The 13,041-nt window shown below is 55.2% G+C and carries 14 protein-coding genes and 3 pseudogenes; 13 read left to right on the top strand and 4 right to left on the bottom strand.

Annotation, left to right across the window (positions count from 1 at the left end; all coding sequences use genetic code 11):
• Nucleotides 1-36 precede the first annotated feature (36 nt).
• The 11 genes from N7E01_RS11800 (at nucleotide 37) to N7E01_RS11755 (ending at nucleotide 7,541) form a co-directional block, all read left to right on the top strand.
• Complete coding sequence (locus tag N7E01_RS11800) at nucleotides 37-513, top strand: LolA-related protein (protein WP_289173013.1); 477 nt, start codon at nucleotides 37-39, stop codon at nucleotides 511-513.
• A 3-nt stretch (nucleotides 514-516) separates the two neighbouring features.
• Nucleotides 517-1,605, top strand: a complete 1,089-nt coding sequence (locus tag N7E01_RS11795; protein WP_289173012.1) for a class I SAM-dependent methyltransferase — start codon at nucleotides 517-519, stop codon at nucleotides 1,603-1,605.
• A 10-nt stretch (nucleotides 1,606-1,615) separates the two neighbouring features.
• On the top strand, nucleotides 1,616-2,410 hold the full coding sequence (locus tag N7E01_RS11790; protein ID WP_289173011.1) for a beta-ketoacyl synthase N-terminal-like domain-containing protein: 795 nt from the start codon (nucleotides 1,616-1,618) through the stop codon (nucleotides 2,408-2,410).
• Nucleotides 2,341-2,799 carry a beta-ketoacyl-[acyl-carrier-protein] synthase family protein gene (locus N7E01_RS11785; RefSeq protein WP_289173010.1) on the top strand — a complete coding sequence of 153 codons (459 nt, stop codon included), beginning with the start codon at nucleotides 2,341-2,343 and terminating at the stop codon, nucleotides 2,797-2,799. The genes N7E01_RS11790 and N7E01_RS11785 overlap by 70 nt, the downstream gene beginning before the upstream one ends.
• A gap of 1 nt (nucleotide 2,800) precedes the next feature.
• Entirely contained in the window at nucleotides 2,801-3,607 is an 807-nt protein-coding gene (locus N7E01_RS11780) for a beta-ketoacyl synthase chain length factor (RefSeq protein WP_289173009.1), read from the top strand.
• 2 nt (nucleotides 3,608-3,609) lie between these two features.
• On the top strand, nucleotides 3,610-3,903 hold the full coding sequence (locus N7E01_RS19680) for an ApeP family dehydratase (RefSeq protein ID WP_491565764.1): 294 nt from the start codon (nucleotides 3,610-3,612) through the stop codon (nucleotides 3,901-3,903).
• A 141-nt stretch (nucleotides 3,904-4,044) separates the two neighbouring features.
• Nucleotides 4,045-4,785, top strand: a complete 741-nt coding sequence (gene fabG, locus N7E01_RS11775; RefSeq protein WP_289173008.1) for a 3-oxoacyl-ACP reductase FabG — start codon at nucleotides 4,045-4,047, stop codon at nucleotides 4,783-4,785.
• Nucleotides 4,779-5,591, top strand: a complete 813-nt coding sequence (locus N7E01_RS11770; RefSeq protein ID WP_289173007.1) for a glycosyltransferase family 2 protein — start codon at nucleotides 4,779-4,781, stop codon at nucleotides 5,589-5,591. The genes fabG and N7E01_RS11770 overlap by 7 nt, the downstream gene beginning before the upstream one ends.
• Nucleotides 5,588-5,854: an ATP-binding cassette domain-containing protein gene (locus tag N7E01_RS11765; RefSeq protein WP_289173006.1), complete on the top strand. Its 267-nt coding sequence runs from the start codon at nucleotides 5,588-5,590 to the stop codon at nucleotides 5,852-5,854. Before N7E01_RS11770 ends, N7E01_RS11765 begins: the two co-directional genes overlap by 4 nt.
• Nucleotides 5,818-6,327 carry an ABC transporter ATP-binding protein gene (locus tag N7E01_RS19480; RefSeq protein WP_434089584.1) on the top strand — a complete coding sequence of 170 codons (510 nt, stop codon included), beginning with the start codon at nucleotides 5,818-5,820 and terminating at the stop codon, nucleotides 6,325-6,327. The genes N7E01_RS11765 and N7E01_RS19480 overlap by 37 nt, the downstream gene beginning before the upstream one ends.
• Nucleotides 6,328-6,338: 11 nt before the next feature.
• On the top strand, nucleotides 6,339-7,541 hold the full coding sequence (locus tag N7E01_RS11755; RefSeq protein ID WP_289173004.1) for an ABC transporter permease: 1,203 nt from the start codon (nucleotides 6,339-6,341) through the stop codon (nucleotides 7,539-7,541).
• A gap of 29 nt (nucleotides 7,542-7,570) precedes the next feature.
• Here the strand turns inward: N7E01_RS11755 and N7E01_RS11750 are convergent, their stop codons facing one another.
• Nucleotides 7,571-8,317, bottom strand: coding sequence for a glutathione S-transferase (locus tag N7E01_RS11750; RefSeq protein ID WP_289173003.1), 747 nt, complete (start codon nucleotides 8,315-8,317; stop codon nucleotides 7,571-7,573).
• Nucleotides 8,314-9,314, bottom strand: a pseudogene (gene trhO, locus N7E01_RS19675) (oxygen-dependent tRNA uridine(34) hydroxylase TrhO). Before trhO ends, N7E01_RS11750 begins: the two are co-directional and overlap by 4 nt.
• Nucleotides 9,315-9,640: 326 nt before the next feature.
• Between trhO and N7E01_RS18935 the strand changes: the two are divergent.
• Nucleotides 9,641-10,140 (top strand): annotated as a pseudogene (locus N7E01_RS18935) (DUF3237 domain-containing protein).
• A 76-nt stretch (nucleotides 10,141-10,216) separates the two neighbouring features.
• Here N7E01_RS18935 and N7E01_RS11730 read toward each other — a convergent pair.
• Together N7E01_RS11730 and N7E01_RS11725 are read right to left on the bottom strand one after the other, a co-directional pair.
• Nucleotides 10,217-10,375 (bottom strand): hypothetical protein, encoded by a 159-nt coding sequence (locus tag N7E01_RS11730; protein ID WP_289173002.1) that lies wholly within the window; start codon nucleotides 10,373-10,375, stop codon nucleotides 10,217-10,219.
• Between the two features lie 180 nt (nucleotides 10,376-10,555).
• Nucleotides 10,556-11,748: pseudogene (locus tag N7E01_RS11725) on the bottom strand (amino acid aminotransferase).
• Nucleotides 11,749-11,968: 220 nt separating this feature from the next.
• Here N7E01_RS11725 and N7E01_RS11720 point away from each other — a divergent pair.
• Nucleotides 11,969-13,015, top strand: coding sequence for a metal-dependent hydrolase (locus tag N7E01_RS11720; RefSeq protein WP_289173001.1), 1,047 nt, complete (start codon nucleotides 11,969-11,971; stop codon nucleotides 13,013-13,015).
• Nucleotides 13,016-13,041 lie beyond the last annotated feature (26 nt).

The raw sequence follows: 13,041 nt of genomic DNA, 5'->3' as shown, positions 1-13,041 counted from the left end.
GGCCGCCCAGCCTTTACGTCTCAAGACCTGGCCCGCATGCTGAGCGATAACGCCCCACCGAGTGTTGGATATGAAGAAGTTCGCGAATCGCCCTGGCTGAGCACCCCTGTTATTTCCCGGGGCACGTTACACGCTGCGCCCCCGATGCTCGAAAAAATCGCATCCACCAGCCCCCAGACCTGGCGGTTGTATCCAGACCATATGGAATGGTTCGATGCAAATGAAACGCGGGTTATTCGTTATGAGACACAGCCTCAGCTGGGTGCATTAGCCAACGCACTTCGCGGTGTTGTCTTTGGCGACTTCAGCATCATCAGCAACGATTTCAACGTACACCTGGAAGGAACACCGGAGTCCTGGCGCCTGCGCCTGACACCTGCAACCGTGGAACTTTCCGGACTGCTGAAAGAGCTCGAGTTTCACGGCAATGGCACACATATCGAGAAATTCATCATTATTGAAGCCCAAGGCGACACAACCACCACGGTACTCTCTTACGTACCACTACCCTGACCTATGCAAGAAAAACATCTCTTTGACCAAGACCCTTTAACTGCAATTGAGGCCATCACCATGGCACAGATGCTTGCATTCGGACCCATAGCATTCCATGCCATTGTGGTCATGCGAGACCGGGGCATCCTTGAGGCATTGGCGAAGAATCGCCGAAAAAATGGCCTGGCAATCGAAACAATTTCTGAGGAATGCGGACTGTCACACTACGCGACCCGCGTTCTTCTCGAGGCGGGGCTGGGCTTGAAGCTGGTGTGGCGACGAGACGGGCTGTACCACCTGACAAAGCTCGGTTATTTTATCCTGACCGACGAAATGACACGTATCAACTTCGACTTCACGCGCGATGTCTGCTACGACGCTGCAACTCAACTAGACGCAGCCCTGAGCACTGGCAAGCCCGCCGGCCTGAAAACACTGGGCCCATGGGACACTGTTTACCAAGGCCTGTCCGCCATGCCTGAACCAGCCATGAGCAGCTGGCATAACTTCGACCATTTTTATTCCGATCAAGCTTTCCCGGTCATGGTCGAAAAACTGGCTGCGGAAAATCCGAGCAGCCTGCTGGATATCGGATGCAATACGGGAAAATGGGCATACACATGCCTGCAACGACTACCCGACTTACGCATCGGGCTTGTTGATCTTGAGCCTCAGCTTGAAAGGGCCATAGCGCACCTGACGCCTCTTGAAGCCACTACCCCGCCAAAATGTTACCCACTTGATATGCTGGACCCAATGGCACGCCTGCCAGACGGTTACGATATCATCTGGATGAGCCAGTTTCTGGACTGTTTTTCAGAACAAGAAATCATCGCAATTCTTTGCAAGGTAAAAGAAGGACTAAAACCAGGCGCAAAAGTATGGATCCTGGAGTTGTTCTGGGATCGCCAACGATTTGAGGCCGCTGCACTCAGTTTGCAGCAAACATCGCTTTATTTTACGTGCGTGGCTAATGGTAATAGTCAAATGTATGACTCAGAAGTATTTTTCGACCTGATCCGCGCGTCAGGCCTGACCATTTCCTCCGTCACTGATAATGTTGGCCAATACCACACTCTCATTGAGTGTACAGCCAGCACTTCACTCTGACCTTACCCCCATGTTGCTGAAACCTTCCGGAATTGCGGCTGTCAGCCTGACCCACTCATTAGGGGTTGGGGTTGCCGATTTGTGGAATGCGATGATCAACCATCGCTCCGGTCTGCGGCCCAACGACCTTGAGTGGTGCGATCTCGATTGCTGGATCGGACGACACCCCGACGTTGAGCGGTTTTCAATACCCAAACACCTGACCAAATACGAATGCCGCAACCATCGGCTCGTATGGTCAGCCCTGCAAGATCCGTTACTGCAAAACGCCCTTGACGCTGAATACTCTAAATACGGCACAGACCGCGTGGCGCTTGTCATGGGTACAAGCACTTCGGGCATCCAATCGACAGAAACAGCATACGCCGAACGAATTGCCACGGGCCAATGGCCTGCAAGCTTCAATTTCAATGACACTCACAGCGTTGAAAGCCTGTGTCAGTTTGTCAGCGACGCCGTCGGGCTGACCGGCCCATCTATTGGCATCGCCTCTGCTTGCGCCTCCAGTGCAAAAGTATTTTTGATTGCGCAAAAGTGGCTCGCTACCGGGGTCGCTGACGCTGTTCTGGTCGGCGGTGCCGACAGCCTCTGTCTGTCGACATTACATGGTTTTAATGCGCTGCAATTGCTTTCAGACACAGCCTGCCGTCCTTTCGATCGCCGCAGAAACGGCATCTCGATCGGTGAAGCTGCGGGCTTCGCGTTACTCACTCGTGAAGACAGTGACGTCATTTTTTGGGTGGGGGCGAATCAAGTGATGCCCACCACATCACCACACCAGACCCGGAGGGCTCCGGTGCCATAAACGCCATCAATCAGGCATTAAAACACGCAGGAATTACCGCAAACGATATTGACTATATCAATGCCCATGGCACCGCCACCCAGTCTAATGACCGTGCCGAGGCGATAGCGCTAAAGCATGTCTTTGGTAACCAAGACACACCGGTGTCCTCAACCAAGGGGGCTACTGGCCATACGCTTGGAGCGGCGGGCATTACCGAGGCTGTCGTCACAATAGAAGCCTTACGTCGACAAGTACTGCCCCCGTTTACGGAACTGGGGCAAACGGACGATGACATCGACCTCAATTTCGTAACCAAAGCAGTGCCTGCACGCATCCGACGCGCAATGACAAATAACTTTGGCTTTGGTGGCACCAATTGTTCGTTGATCTTCGGACAAGGGGCCTGAAATGTTTGAAACAACTTTCTACCTGCAGGCGGCAAGCGTACTTACTCCGGACCTACCCAATTTGGACGCTCTGTTCCATACCGCTCGCACCCGTCTACCGATACACGCACAAATGCCGTTGCAATTGCCCGCACCGGCCAAGTTGCCCGCCAACGAACGAAGACGCGCGAGTCAAGCCGTAAGACTGGTCTTGGCTTGCCTGCATGAGCTGGAAACACAAACCGGGCAACCTGTCAGCTCATTGCGCTCAATCTTTGCGACGAACGATGGTACGGGCGAGATTTCACAGCGCATGCTGGAAACACTGGCGACAACACGCGAAATTTCACCACTTGTATTTCCAAACTCAGTTCACAACGCCGCTGCCGGTTATTTCTCGATTGCCTATAAGAACCACCAGCCCTCTACGGTTATAAGTCAAGGCAAAGACAGCTTTGCGGCCGGCCTGTTATGTGCGCTGACAGAAGCCCTAGCACTGAATGAGCCGGTGCTCCTGGTATGCTTTGACCCTGCAATGACAGGCCCAATGCTCGAGCAACTGCCTATACATCAGGCAACCGCATGCGCGTTGGTGGTCAGCACACGAGATACTGACACGCCGCCGCTGGCGAAGATCCATGCCAAACTTTCGCTTGACGAACAACCCGACCATTTCCCCGACTGGTTGCCCTCCGAATGGCAACACCAGAGCGCCGCATACGGGTTCTCTGTGCTCGGGTGCATTGCCACCCGTTCAACACAGCCTGTTCGTCTGAAACTTGGCAAACAAACGCTGTCACTCACCTGTCAAACGGACTCTACCCGGTGAACATGCCAACTGTCCCGCATAACATTGCTTCGCTGGTGCCCCATAAGGGATTGATGTGCCTGATCGACCAGATCATCGACCATAGCCCGGAAACCATACGTTGCTGCGCCCAGGTTGACCACAACAACCACCCCTGGCACAGAACAGCGAAATACCATCCATGGTTGCCATTGAGTACGCGGCTCAAGCCTGTGCGATTCATGGTGCCCTGCTTGATAACGCAGGCCAGTCAAGACCAGGCTTTTGGTAAAAATAACCAACACAGAACTGGAAACTCAGGCACTTTCAATCGATGACGGCCCTTTGACAATCTTTGCTCAACGGTTGGGCAGCACTGACCACGGCTGCCTTTACAAGTTCAAGGTAAACACTTCGCTGCGTTGCCTCGCACAGGGGAGCCTGATGATCGCATTTACCGATACATATATAGTTCAGGCATGACTACTGAAAAAACCTCTTTGAAACGTGCGCTTATTACAGGAGGAAGCGGCGAAATTGGTGCCGCTGTTTGCCGTGCACTTGCGAAAAATAACGTACACGTGATCATTCATTCGAACCGTAATTTTGAACCAGCCCGGCTCCTGGCCGACGAAATTTCGCAAGGTGGGGGCTCAGCAGAAGCCGTGAGATTTGATTTAAATGACGAGGCTGAAACCTCGGCTGCAGTCACACGAGTTCTTGAGGATGGGCCCATCCAGATTCTTGTAAACAATGCGGGAACACACGACGATGGGCTGATGGCTGGAATGGGTACAACCCAGTGGCACTCCGTTATTGACACAAATTTGCACGGCATGTTCAGGGTAACCCAGCCCCTGCTGTTACCAATGGTCCGCACACGCTGGGGCCGTATCATCAATATAAGCTCTGTCGCTGCCATAAGTGGTAACCGCGGACAAGCCAATTACGCTGCGGCCAAGGCAGGGATTCATGGCGCCTCAAAATCCCTGGCCCTCGAAGTCGCCAATCGCGGTGTCACCGTGAATGTGGTTGCACCGGGCATAATCGAAACCCCAATGTCACTCGGGCTTTTTCCAAAAGAAAAAATTCAGCAACTGGTCCCGGTCGGTCGCAGCGGACGCCCTGAAGAAGTTGCTGCTTTAGTCGCGTTTCTTGCCTCTGAAGAAGCCAGCTACATTACCGGACAAGTCATCAGCATCAATGGTGGCATGTGCTGAGCCAGACCACTGAATCACTTTGGAATGATGTCTGGTGCGTCATTCCTGCCTTCAACGAGGCGACCACTATACGCCAACTGGTCGAAGCCCTTCTTGAAATGTGCCCTCGTGTCATTGTTGTAGACGACTGTTCAACCGACGGTACAGCACAACAGCTTTACGGCTTACCGGTGAAACTGCTTTCACACACTACCAATAAAGGGAAGGCCGCCAGCCTGAAAAACGCCTTCACCTACGCCGCGTCACAAGGCGCCGCGGCAGTCATCACAATGGACGGCGACGGCCAGCACGACCCTACGGATGCCAAACGATTGTTGGCACTGTGGCGCGCTCGCCCCGACCACCTGATTATCGGAGCAAGGCTGCATGATCAAAAGCACTTCCCCAGAGCGCGCTACCATGCGAATCGTATCGCCTGCTTCTGGATTTCATGGGCGGCTGGCCACGCCATTGCAGACACACAATCAGGTTTTCGAGTTTACCCTGCCCCAGTCATTGAATTGATCTTGCGTGGCAAGGTCAAGAGCAGCCGTTTCACTTTTGAAAGCGAAGTATTGATCGAAGCGGCTCGCGCGGGCACTCGAACCTTGGCCATTTCCATTCCTGGACATTATCCCAGACATGCGCGGCCAAGCCATTTTCGCCCGGTCATTGATATTACAAAAATCATCCTGATGGTCGCCAGCAAACTATTGCAACGTGGAATGTCGCCTCTGGGACTGCTCAATTCTTTAAAACCAGCGCCGATCATTGACCCAATCCAGCCCGCGACAAAGCCTGATCAACAATCCTCATCGCCATCATGAATGAACGACGACCAGCACTTATTGCTGACCGTATCAGCTACCACTATCCGGGACACCCGGCGCCAACACTTCGCAATATCAGCCTCGCTTTACGGCGCGGCGAGGCGACAGGGCTGCTGGGACCAAACGGGTGCGGAAAGTCAACCCTTATTGATATTTTGACTGGTTTAAAAAACCACAATCTGGAAGGGTTCAACGACCCGGCAGCCCTCCTCCAAGCCTTGCGCTGGTTCCTCAAGATTATGCTTTTTATCCACAACTGACTTGCCGGGAGAACCTGGAATTCTTCGGCGGAATTTTGAATCTTCCAAAACGCGACGCAGACACCCGGATAAGGCAGGCCATAAAGGACTGCCTGCTGGAACCATTCCTCGACAAGAGGGCTGAGCAATGTTCGGGCGGGATTCGTCGCAAACTAAACTTGGCAATTGCACTGTTGCAAAACCCGGATATTCTGCTTCTTGACGAACCAACTGTTGGCGTCGACCCGCAGTCACGCGCCTTGCTGCTCGCTGTAGTCAAAAAGCGTCTGGCTGATGGATGCGCTGTACTTTATGCCACACACTACATGGAAGAAGTCAGCGCTCTGTGTACCAATATTGTCTTGATGAACCAAGGTTCCGTACTCGCCAGCGGCAGTCTTTCAGCACTGTTGACACCCACTGACGGCCGGCCCCCATTCCAGGATCTGGAAGCATTGTTCATTCATTACACAGACAGATCTTTGCGCGACTGAACTCTTTACTCATGGCCAAAATTAACCATTACCTGCATCAAACCCTGGTCATCGCCAAAAAAGAATGGACGCTGTTGCTCCGTAATCCGCACGGGCTGGCCGTACTTTTCCTGATGCCCGCAATTTTCGTCCTCGTCATGTCGTTTACGCTCAAAAACACGTTAACGACCCAGATCGACATGCCCAAGACCGGATGGTTGCTTGAGAATGACAGCCCACAGGCCAAGCGATGGATGCAAGAATGGTTCGATAAATACGGTGGTTCGTCTTACACCTCTCGTGACACTTTACGCCATGCAATTGCATCAGGTGACGTACAGTCGGGTGTGCTCGTCCTGACCACCTGGCTAGGTCCTGACGGTATCCCGGACAGCAAACAAATTGAAATCTGGTTAAACCACAAAACCCAGCCCGCAGCTGCCGCACGCCTGCGCGCTGAACTGACCTTATCTGTGATGCAGGTCAATTTAAAAATGAAGCTGGCGACCGCTGGGCCGTTTGCCGGCATGATGGCGGGACAAACCGATATAAGCAAGTTACTTGATACCGGTAACACCCCGGATATTCGCTACCTTTACGAGATTGACTCGGGAAGACCCATGACAGCGGTACAGCAAACAGTACCGGCATGGCTGATATTCGGCATGTTCTTTGTTGTGATTCCAATTGCCGGCGTGCTCATCCAGGAACGCAATGACAGGACTTTGGACAGGCTTAGAACTTTTGGTGTTTCCCACACTGTCATTCTCGGTGGAAAGCTATTCGCCTTCATGATTCTGAACTGGATACAACTCGCCTTCATGCTGATCGTTGGAGGCGTTTTATTGCCTTTGCTGGGAACAGAGGGCCTTTCTCTGGATATTTCCCTTCCTTGGTTTACCGGCATGACTCTCGCCATCAGTGCAGCAGCGGTATCCCTGGCATTGCTGATCGCGGCCTTTACCCGCACTTTCGACCATGCCGCAGCTCTCGGCAGCGGCATAAATGTAATTCTTGCTGCAATTGCAGGCGTCATGGTGCCCCGCATGCTCATGCCGCCCGGGCTACAGACAATATCGGAATGGTCACCCATGGGGTGGGCACTTGATGGCATACAAACCGTTTTTCTGGGGGTGCCGGAAACCGGGTTCATGCTTGCCCGAATTGGACTTTTGCTTGGCTTTGCAATGATATGCCTCGCCCTGAGTTGGGTGAGGCTGCAAAGGAGGAGCTGAAAAATAAATCCTACGGACGGTAACTTGATTCAGTCAGCGTAGCCCGGAAACAAAATACCTGCTTCCCCGCTTTTCCACACCGGATACTTCTGCATCACCGTAGCGAATAATGGCAGCGCCAGAAACGCCGACAACCAGCGTTGAACGCCAGGCACAGGCTGCGACTGGAACCAGTCCACATCAACACTGGCGTATTGCCGCACAAACGGTGCTATCGCCATGTCGGCCAGTGCAGGGGTTGCACCGAACAGCCATGCTGACGTGGCCAACCGCGCTTCCAACCCCGTCAACCAGTCAAGCGCCAACTGCCGATGCGCCTCGGCAGGCCCGGCATTTTCGTAACGTTGCGGGTATTTATAGCGGTCAAGATGCGGCTTGAACTGCGTATCACAGTGCTGAACCAGCGCCAGCATGCCGGACAGCCCATCACCCTCCTGCGCACCGCCAGTCACAGCAGCACCACTTTCCAACACCCCAGGCCTCAACCACCCCTGCGGGTCATGCTGTCGCAATGCCCACACCATGATGTCCAGACTTTGATCGATAACGGTGTCATCGGTATCTACCAGAACCGGTACAGTACCCTTGGGCGATGCCCGCAACATGGCATCAGGCTTGTCGCGCAAGACAATTTCACGCAGTTCACATTGCACACCACTGACGGTGATGGCCAAACGGGCGCGCATGGCGTACGGACAACGTCGAAACGAATACAGCACAGGCCGCGCCGTGGCGTGACTGGCGTATTCCGGTAAAGGCAAAGCCCCGGTCGTCATTTACCCTTCTGGCCCGCCAGCGCTGCCTGCCGGGCCTTTTCTTTGGCAGCAGCCTTGGCGGCCTTCTGGGCTTCGAGTTGGGCACCAATGTGACGCTCGTGACGCTGTTGCGCCAGTTCCGTTTGCCTTTGACGCTCGCGGTAACGCGCTTTCTGTTCGTCTGTATGCTTGTCATGGCAATGCGGACAGCTGACGCCCTGCTCGAAATGTGGCGACTGCTTGTCTTGGGCAGAAAGCGGGAAACGACAGGCGCGGCACAGTTCATACTTGCCCTGATCCAGCCCGTGCACCACCGACACGCGCTCGTCAAACACAAAGCACTCGCCATCCCAGAGACTTTGTTCTTCGGGCACCGTTTCCAGATACTTCAGAATACCGCCTTCCAGATGATAGACCTCGTCAAAACCCTGCGAGCGCAAATACGCCGTTGACTTCTCGCACCGGATGCCACCCGTGCAAAACATGGCCACTTTTTCTTTTGACGCAGCACACCGCCTTCTGCCGACTGTTGCTTGACCCATTCAGGGAACTGGGTAAAACATGTCGTTTCAGGGTTGACCGCCCCCTTGAACGTACCAATGGCCACCTCGTAGTCGTTGCGCGTATCGACCAGGACCACATCAGGATCAGTAATCAGCTGGTTCCACTCTTCGGGCTTGACGTACTTCCCGGCACGAGTCTCGGCCTCGACGTTGGGAATACCCATGGTCACGATCTCGCGCTTGAGCTTGACCTTCATGCGATAAAACGGCTGCTTGTCGGCCCACGATTCTTTGTGCGTTAGCGTCGCCAGGCGCGGGTCGGCATGCAACCAGGCCAGCACCGCCCGAATACCGGCCTCAGGCCCGGCAATCGTACCGTTGATGCCTTCCTGCGCCAGCAACAGCGTACCCGTGACATCGTTCTTCTGGCACGTTTCAAGCAACGGCGCCTGCATCTCGCGGTAGTTGTCGAGACGAACGAATTTATAAAGTGCAGCAACCAGAAATTGAGCCATATCGATATAAAAGGAAAAGTTGAACCGCAATTTTTGATTTTACCCCGGGTGCGGGGACGGGGGTGTGCCGGTGCAGGCTTCGAGCACGCCGTTGTCCGGGCCGGAGGCGGGGAGACAAGGGCGCGGTGTCCGAGCGGGCGCTTTCAGCCAGCCGGGGGCTGGCTGATTCCGCGAGTTTAGCGCCCGCCCCGCTGCCGGCCCGGACAACGGGCAGCCCCGAAGAGGCCGTGCGAGGCCGGAACAGGCACACCCCCGTCCCCCGCACCCTGCCCTGGGCCAACACAGCATCACCGAAGCCAAGCCCCTTCCTTTAGAACAGAAGCCGAATTATCATCATCAAAATAACCCGACCCACAATTCGAAAAAGGAGACACCGTGATCAAACTCGACCCCTCTTCAAAATCTACGCCCAACTCGATGACATCCTGGACTTCGGCAAAAGCGACGCCGGCCACCTGCGGATCGTGCGGATTCTGGGCGGCACCTTCGAAGGCGAAAAACTCAGCGGAAAAATTCTTAATGGGGGCGGCGACTGGCAAACACTGCGTGACGACGGCGTCATGGAGCTTGAAGTGCGCTGCCTGATGCAAGCTGACAATGGCGCCCTCATTCACCTGACGGGCCAAGGCATGCGCCACGGCCCCCGGAAGTGATGGCTCGCATGGCACGCGGCGAAGCGGTGGCCCCCGACGAATACTACTTTCGCGAATTCATGCGCTTCAAAACCAGCGACAAAGAACTAGCCTGGCTCAATGGCGTCTTCGGCCTGGCCACCGGCGGGCGCGAAAAGAACGCCGTCTATTTGCAGGTCTACGCCGTCAACTAACCGGGAAAGAAAATGCCCCGGCAGGCAAACCCGCCGGGGCACAATGAAATCTGGAATCGTCAGTACGAGATAGGGATCAGTTATCGCGCTTCCTGCTGTACCGCTCGTTGCCGATACTGCTCATACTGATGATGCGTGGCGCGGATGCCTGCTTGGCACGCTCATGATTCGCCGACAACAACACGCTGGTCTTGAAGGGGCGAAACGGGGTCGGAGTACGCGGTTTAACCAACATCTGGAACCTCTCGGGAAGTTACGATTATTCGGAATGGTTTGCAACTGCGACCTTGAGAGTAACCCCGTTTTTCTACATTTTCATGACAAAGCCGCCATTTTCAGGGTTATTACTAGGAAATGGCGGCTTTTAAGTGCGCGAAAGCCGGGTCAGAACACCACCCGGCCGAAACACAGAAATTTATTTCAATACTGACGCAAAGGCATGTGCCACACGATCCACATTGCCGGTATTCAACCCCGCCACACAAATACGGCCCGATTCGATGATGTAAACACCGAACTCTTCACGCAACCGCACCATATGCGCGCCCAGTACCGGCGCATAGGCAAACATGCCGCGCTGCACGTCCAGGAACGACCAATCGACCTGGGGTTGTTCGGCCACCATCCCCTGAATCAATCGTTCACGCATGGCTTGCATGCGCACCCGCATTTCATCGACCTCGGCACGCCACTGCGCATTCAACGCCGGGTCGGTCAGTACGGTTCGAACCAGGCTCGCGCCATACGCAGGCGGACTGGAATAATTACGACGCACGGCCTGCTGCATCTGGCCCAACGCACGGCTGGCTTCGTCAGCGTTGGCACACACCATGCTGAGACTGCCGCAACGTTCGCCGTACAGCGAGAAAATCTTCGAAAACGAACCCGACACCAAAAAGGACTGATTCGCCTTGACCAGCGCCCGCACCAGATAGGCATCGGCTTCCAGCCCTTCCCCAGGCCCTGATACGCAATATCAAGAAACGCCAGCAACTGGCGCGATGCAATGATCTCGACGACTTCGTCCCATTGCGCTGGCGTTAAGTCGGCCCCGGTAGGGTTATGACAGCAGGGATGGAGCAGCACCAACGTGCGTGCAGGCAGTTCACGCAACGCCGCCTTCATGGCGTCGAAATCGACGCGCTGCGTATCGCGATCAAAATACGGATAGGTATCCACCTTGAACCCCGCACCCTCAAGAATGGCGCGATGATTATCCCAAGTTGGATTGCTGATACGCGCTTCAATGTCAGGAAAAAAGCGACGGATCAGGTCACTGCCCACCTTCAAGGCTCCCGACCCGCCTACGGTCTGGATCGTTGCGACCCGCCCCTGCCTGACGATCTCGGCGTCGTCACCGAACAGCAAGGCCTGACTGGCCTTGCAATACGCCGGATCACCGCTCATGGGCAGGTACATGCTGGGTTCGGTCGACGTTGACACACGCGCCTGGGCCTGCTGCACCGAGGCCAGACAGGGCACCTGGCCCTCGTTGTCGTAATACAAACCGATACTCAAGTTGATCTTGTCGGCGCGAGGGTCATCGCGATAGGCCACCTGAAGAGACAAAATGGGGTCGCCGGCGTAGGCGGAAAGTACGTTGAACAAGGCGGTTTCCTTGTAAAGCCGCGCCCCGGCCAGCGGGCGTCGCAGCGAAAGATTGACGGGAAGCACAAACATCTGCCCCGCTATTTTATCCAGTTCATGGTGAACCAAACGGCACGCCATGACTCTATCCGGATTACGGCAAAGCAACCCGCACGACATGGCGCAAAAAGCCCCGAAGTGCCGGTGCTATCATCAAAACCCCTTTCCAGACCTGATTCTTATGGATTCCGTAACACAAGCCGTATTGGGTGCCAGTGTGTCTGGCGTCATGCTGGGCCGCTATCACGGTCGCAAAGCCTATGTCGCCGGAGCCATTCTGGCCACACTGCCTGACCTCGATGTGCTGATTCGTTACAGCAACCCCATCGCCAACATGATCAACCACCGCGGTTTCTCGCATTCGGTGTTCGTTCTGACGGCGCTGTCTTTGCTGCTGACCTGGCTGATACGCAAGTGGCCACCGGCAACGCAATACGACTGGAAACGCCTGTTTGTTACCCTGTGGCTGATCTTCATCACCCACGTATTGGCTGACGCCTTCACCAGTTACGGCACCCAGCTGTTCTGGCCGTTCATGCCGACACCAACCAGCTGGTCAAGCATTTTCATCATTGACCCGTTTTTCACAGTCCCCATGCTGATCGCCGCGATTGCCGGTATAGGCTGGGGAGCCCGGCCACGGGTGCAACGCATGAATGCCCTGGCGCTAGGCTGGTGCGTGGTGTACCTGTGCGTGTCACTGGCCGGCAAGACCGTGGCCGAATCGCGGGTACGCACAGCGCTGGAACAATCGGGCGTGGGCGTTGAGGCGATCTTTTCCACACCGGGCCCATTCAACATTCTGTTGTGGCGTGTCGTGGCCCGCACCAACGACGACCACTACTATGAATACATCACCAGCCTGCTGGACAAGGCCCCGCGTGAACACGTCAAGGCCGCACTGAACACCTCCATGGCAGACCGGTTCCCCGATGACCCGATGATCAACGGGCTGCGCTGGTTCTCGGGCGACTGGATACGCTATGACATTATCGACACGCATCTGGTGGCCACCGACCTTCGCATGGGCCTGGGCACCGGATACTACTCGTTCCGCTTCCGCATTGCGGAACGCGATACCCATGGCCGATGGGTTGCCATCACCCCGGAACGATGGCCGTCAGACCGTGGCCTGGACGCTTTGAAGGCGGTGCTTGAGCGTACGGTTTCGGCGGTCCCCCCGCTGCCGTTGCAGACCTGGGAGAGCCGCATGCACCTTAACCCCTGAAGGCCTCGTAAAGCTGCAACCAACAG

The sequence above is a fragment of the Neopusillimonas aromaticivorans genome, assembly GCF_030344915.1.
Classification (GTDB): Bacteria; Pseudomonadota; Gammaproteobacteria; order Burkholderiales; family Burkholderiaceae_B; genus Neopusillimonas; species Neopusillimonas aromaticivorans.
Note: the sequence above shows the minus strand (reverse complement) of the source record. Positions and strands in the feature narration are given on the sequence as shown.

Coding starts and splice junctions, on each gene's coding strand:
- fabG (WP_289173008.1), top strand. CDS start 4,045: ATGACTACTGAAAAAACCTCTTTGAAACGTGCGCTTATTACAGGAGGA.
- N7E01_RS11765 (WP_289173006.1), top strand. CDS start 5,588: ATGAATGAACGACGACCAGCACTTATTGCTGACCGTATCAGCTACCAC.
- N7E01_RS19680 (WP_491565764.1), top strand. CDS start 3,610: ATGCCAACTGTCCCGCATAACATTGCTTCGCTGGTGCCCCATAAGGGA.
- N7E01_RS11795 (WP_289173012.1), top strand. CDS start 517: ATGCAAGAAAAACATCTCTTTGACCAAGACCCTTTAACTGCAATTGAG.
- N7E01_RS11750 (WP_289173003.1), bottom strand. CDS start 8,317: ATGACGACCGGGGCTTTGCCTTTACCGGAATACGCCAGTCACGCCACG.
- N7E01_RS11780 (WP_289173009.1), top strand. CDS start 2,801: ATGTTTGAAACAACTTTCTACCTGCAGGCGGCAAGCGTACTTACTCCG.
- N7E01_RS11755 (WP_289173004.1), top strand. CDS start 6,339: ATGGCCAAAATTAACCATTACCTGCATCAAACCCTGGTCATCGCCAAA.
- N7E01_RS11730 (WP_289173002.1), bottom strand. CDS start 10,375: ATGTTGGTTAAACCGCGTACTCCGACCCCGTTTCGCCCCTTCAAGACC.
- N7E01_RS11800 (WP_289173013.1), top strand. CDS start 37: ATGCTGAGCGATAACGCCCCACCGAGTGTTGGATATGAAGAAGTTCGC.
- N7E01_RS11720 (WP_289173001.1), top strand. CDS start 11,969: ATGGATTCCGTAACACAAGCCGTATTGGGTGCCAGTGTGTCTGGCGTC.
- N7E01_RS11790 (WP_289173011.1), top strand. CDS start 1,616: ATGTTGCTGAAACCTTCCGGAATTGCGGCTGTCAGCCTGACCCACTCA.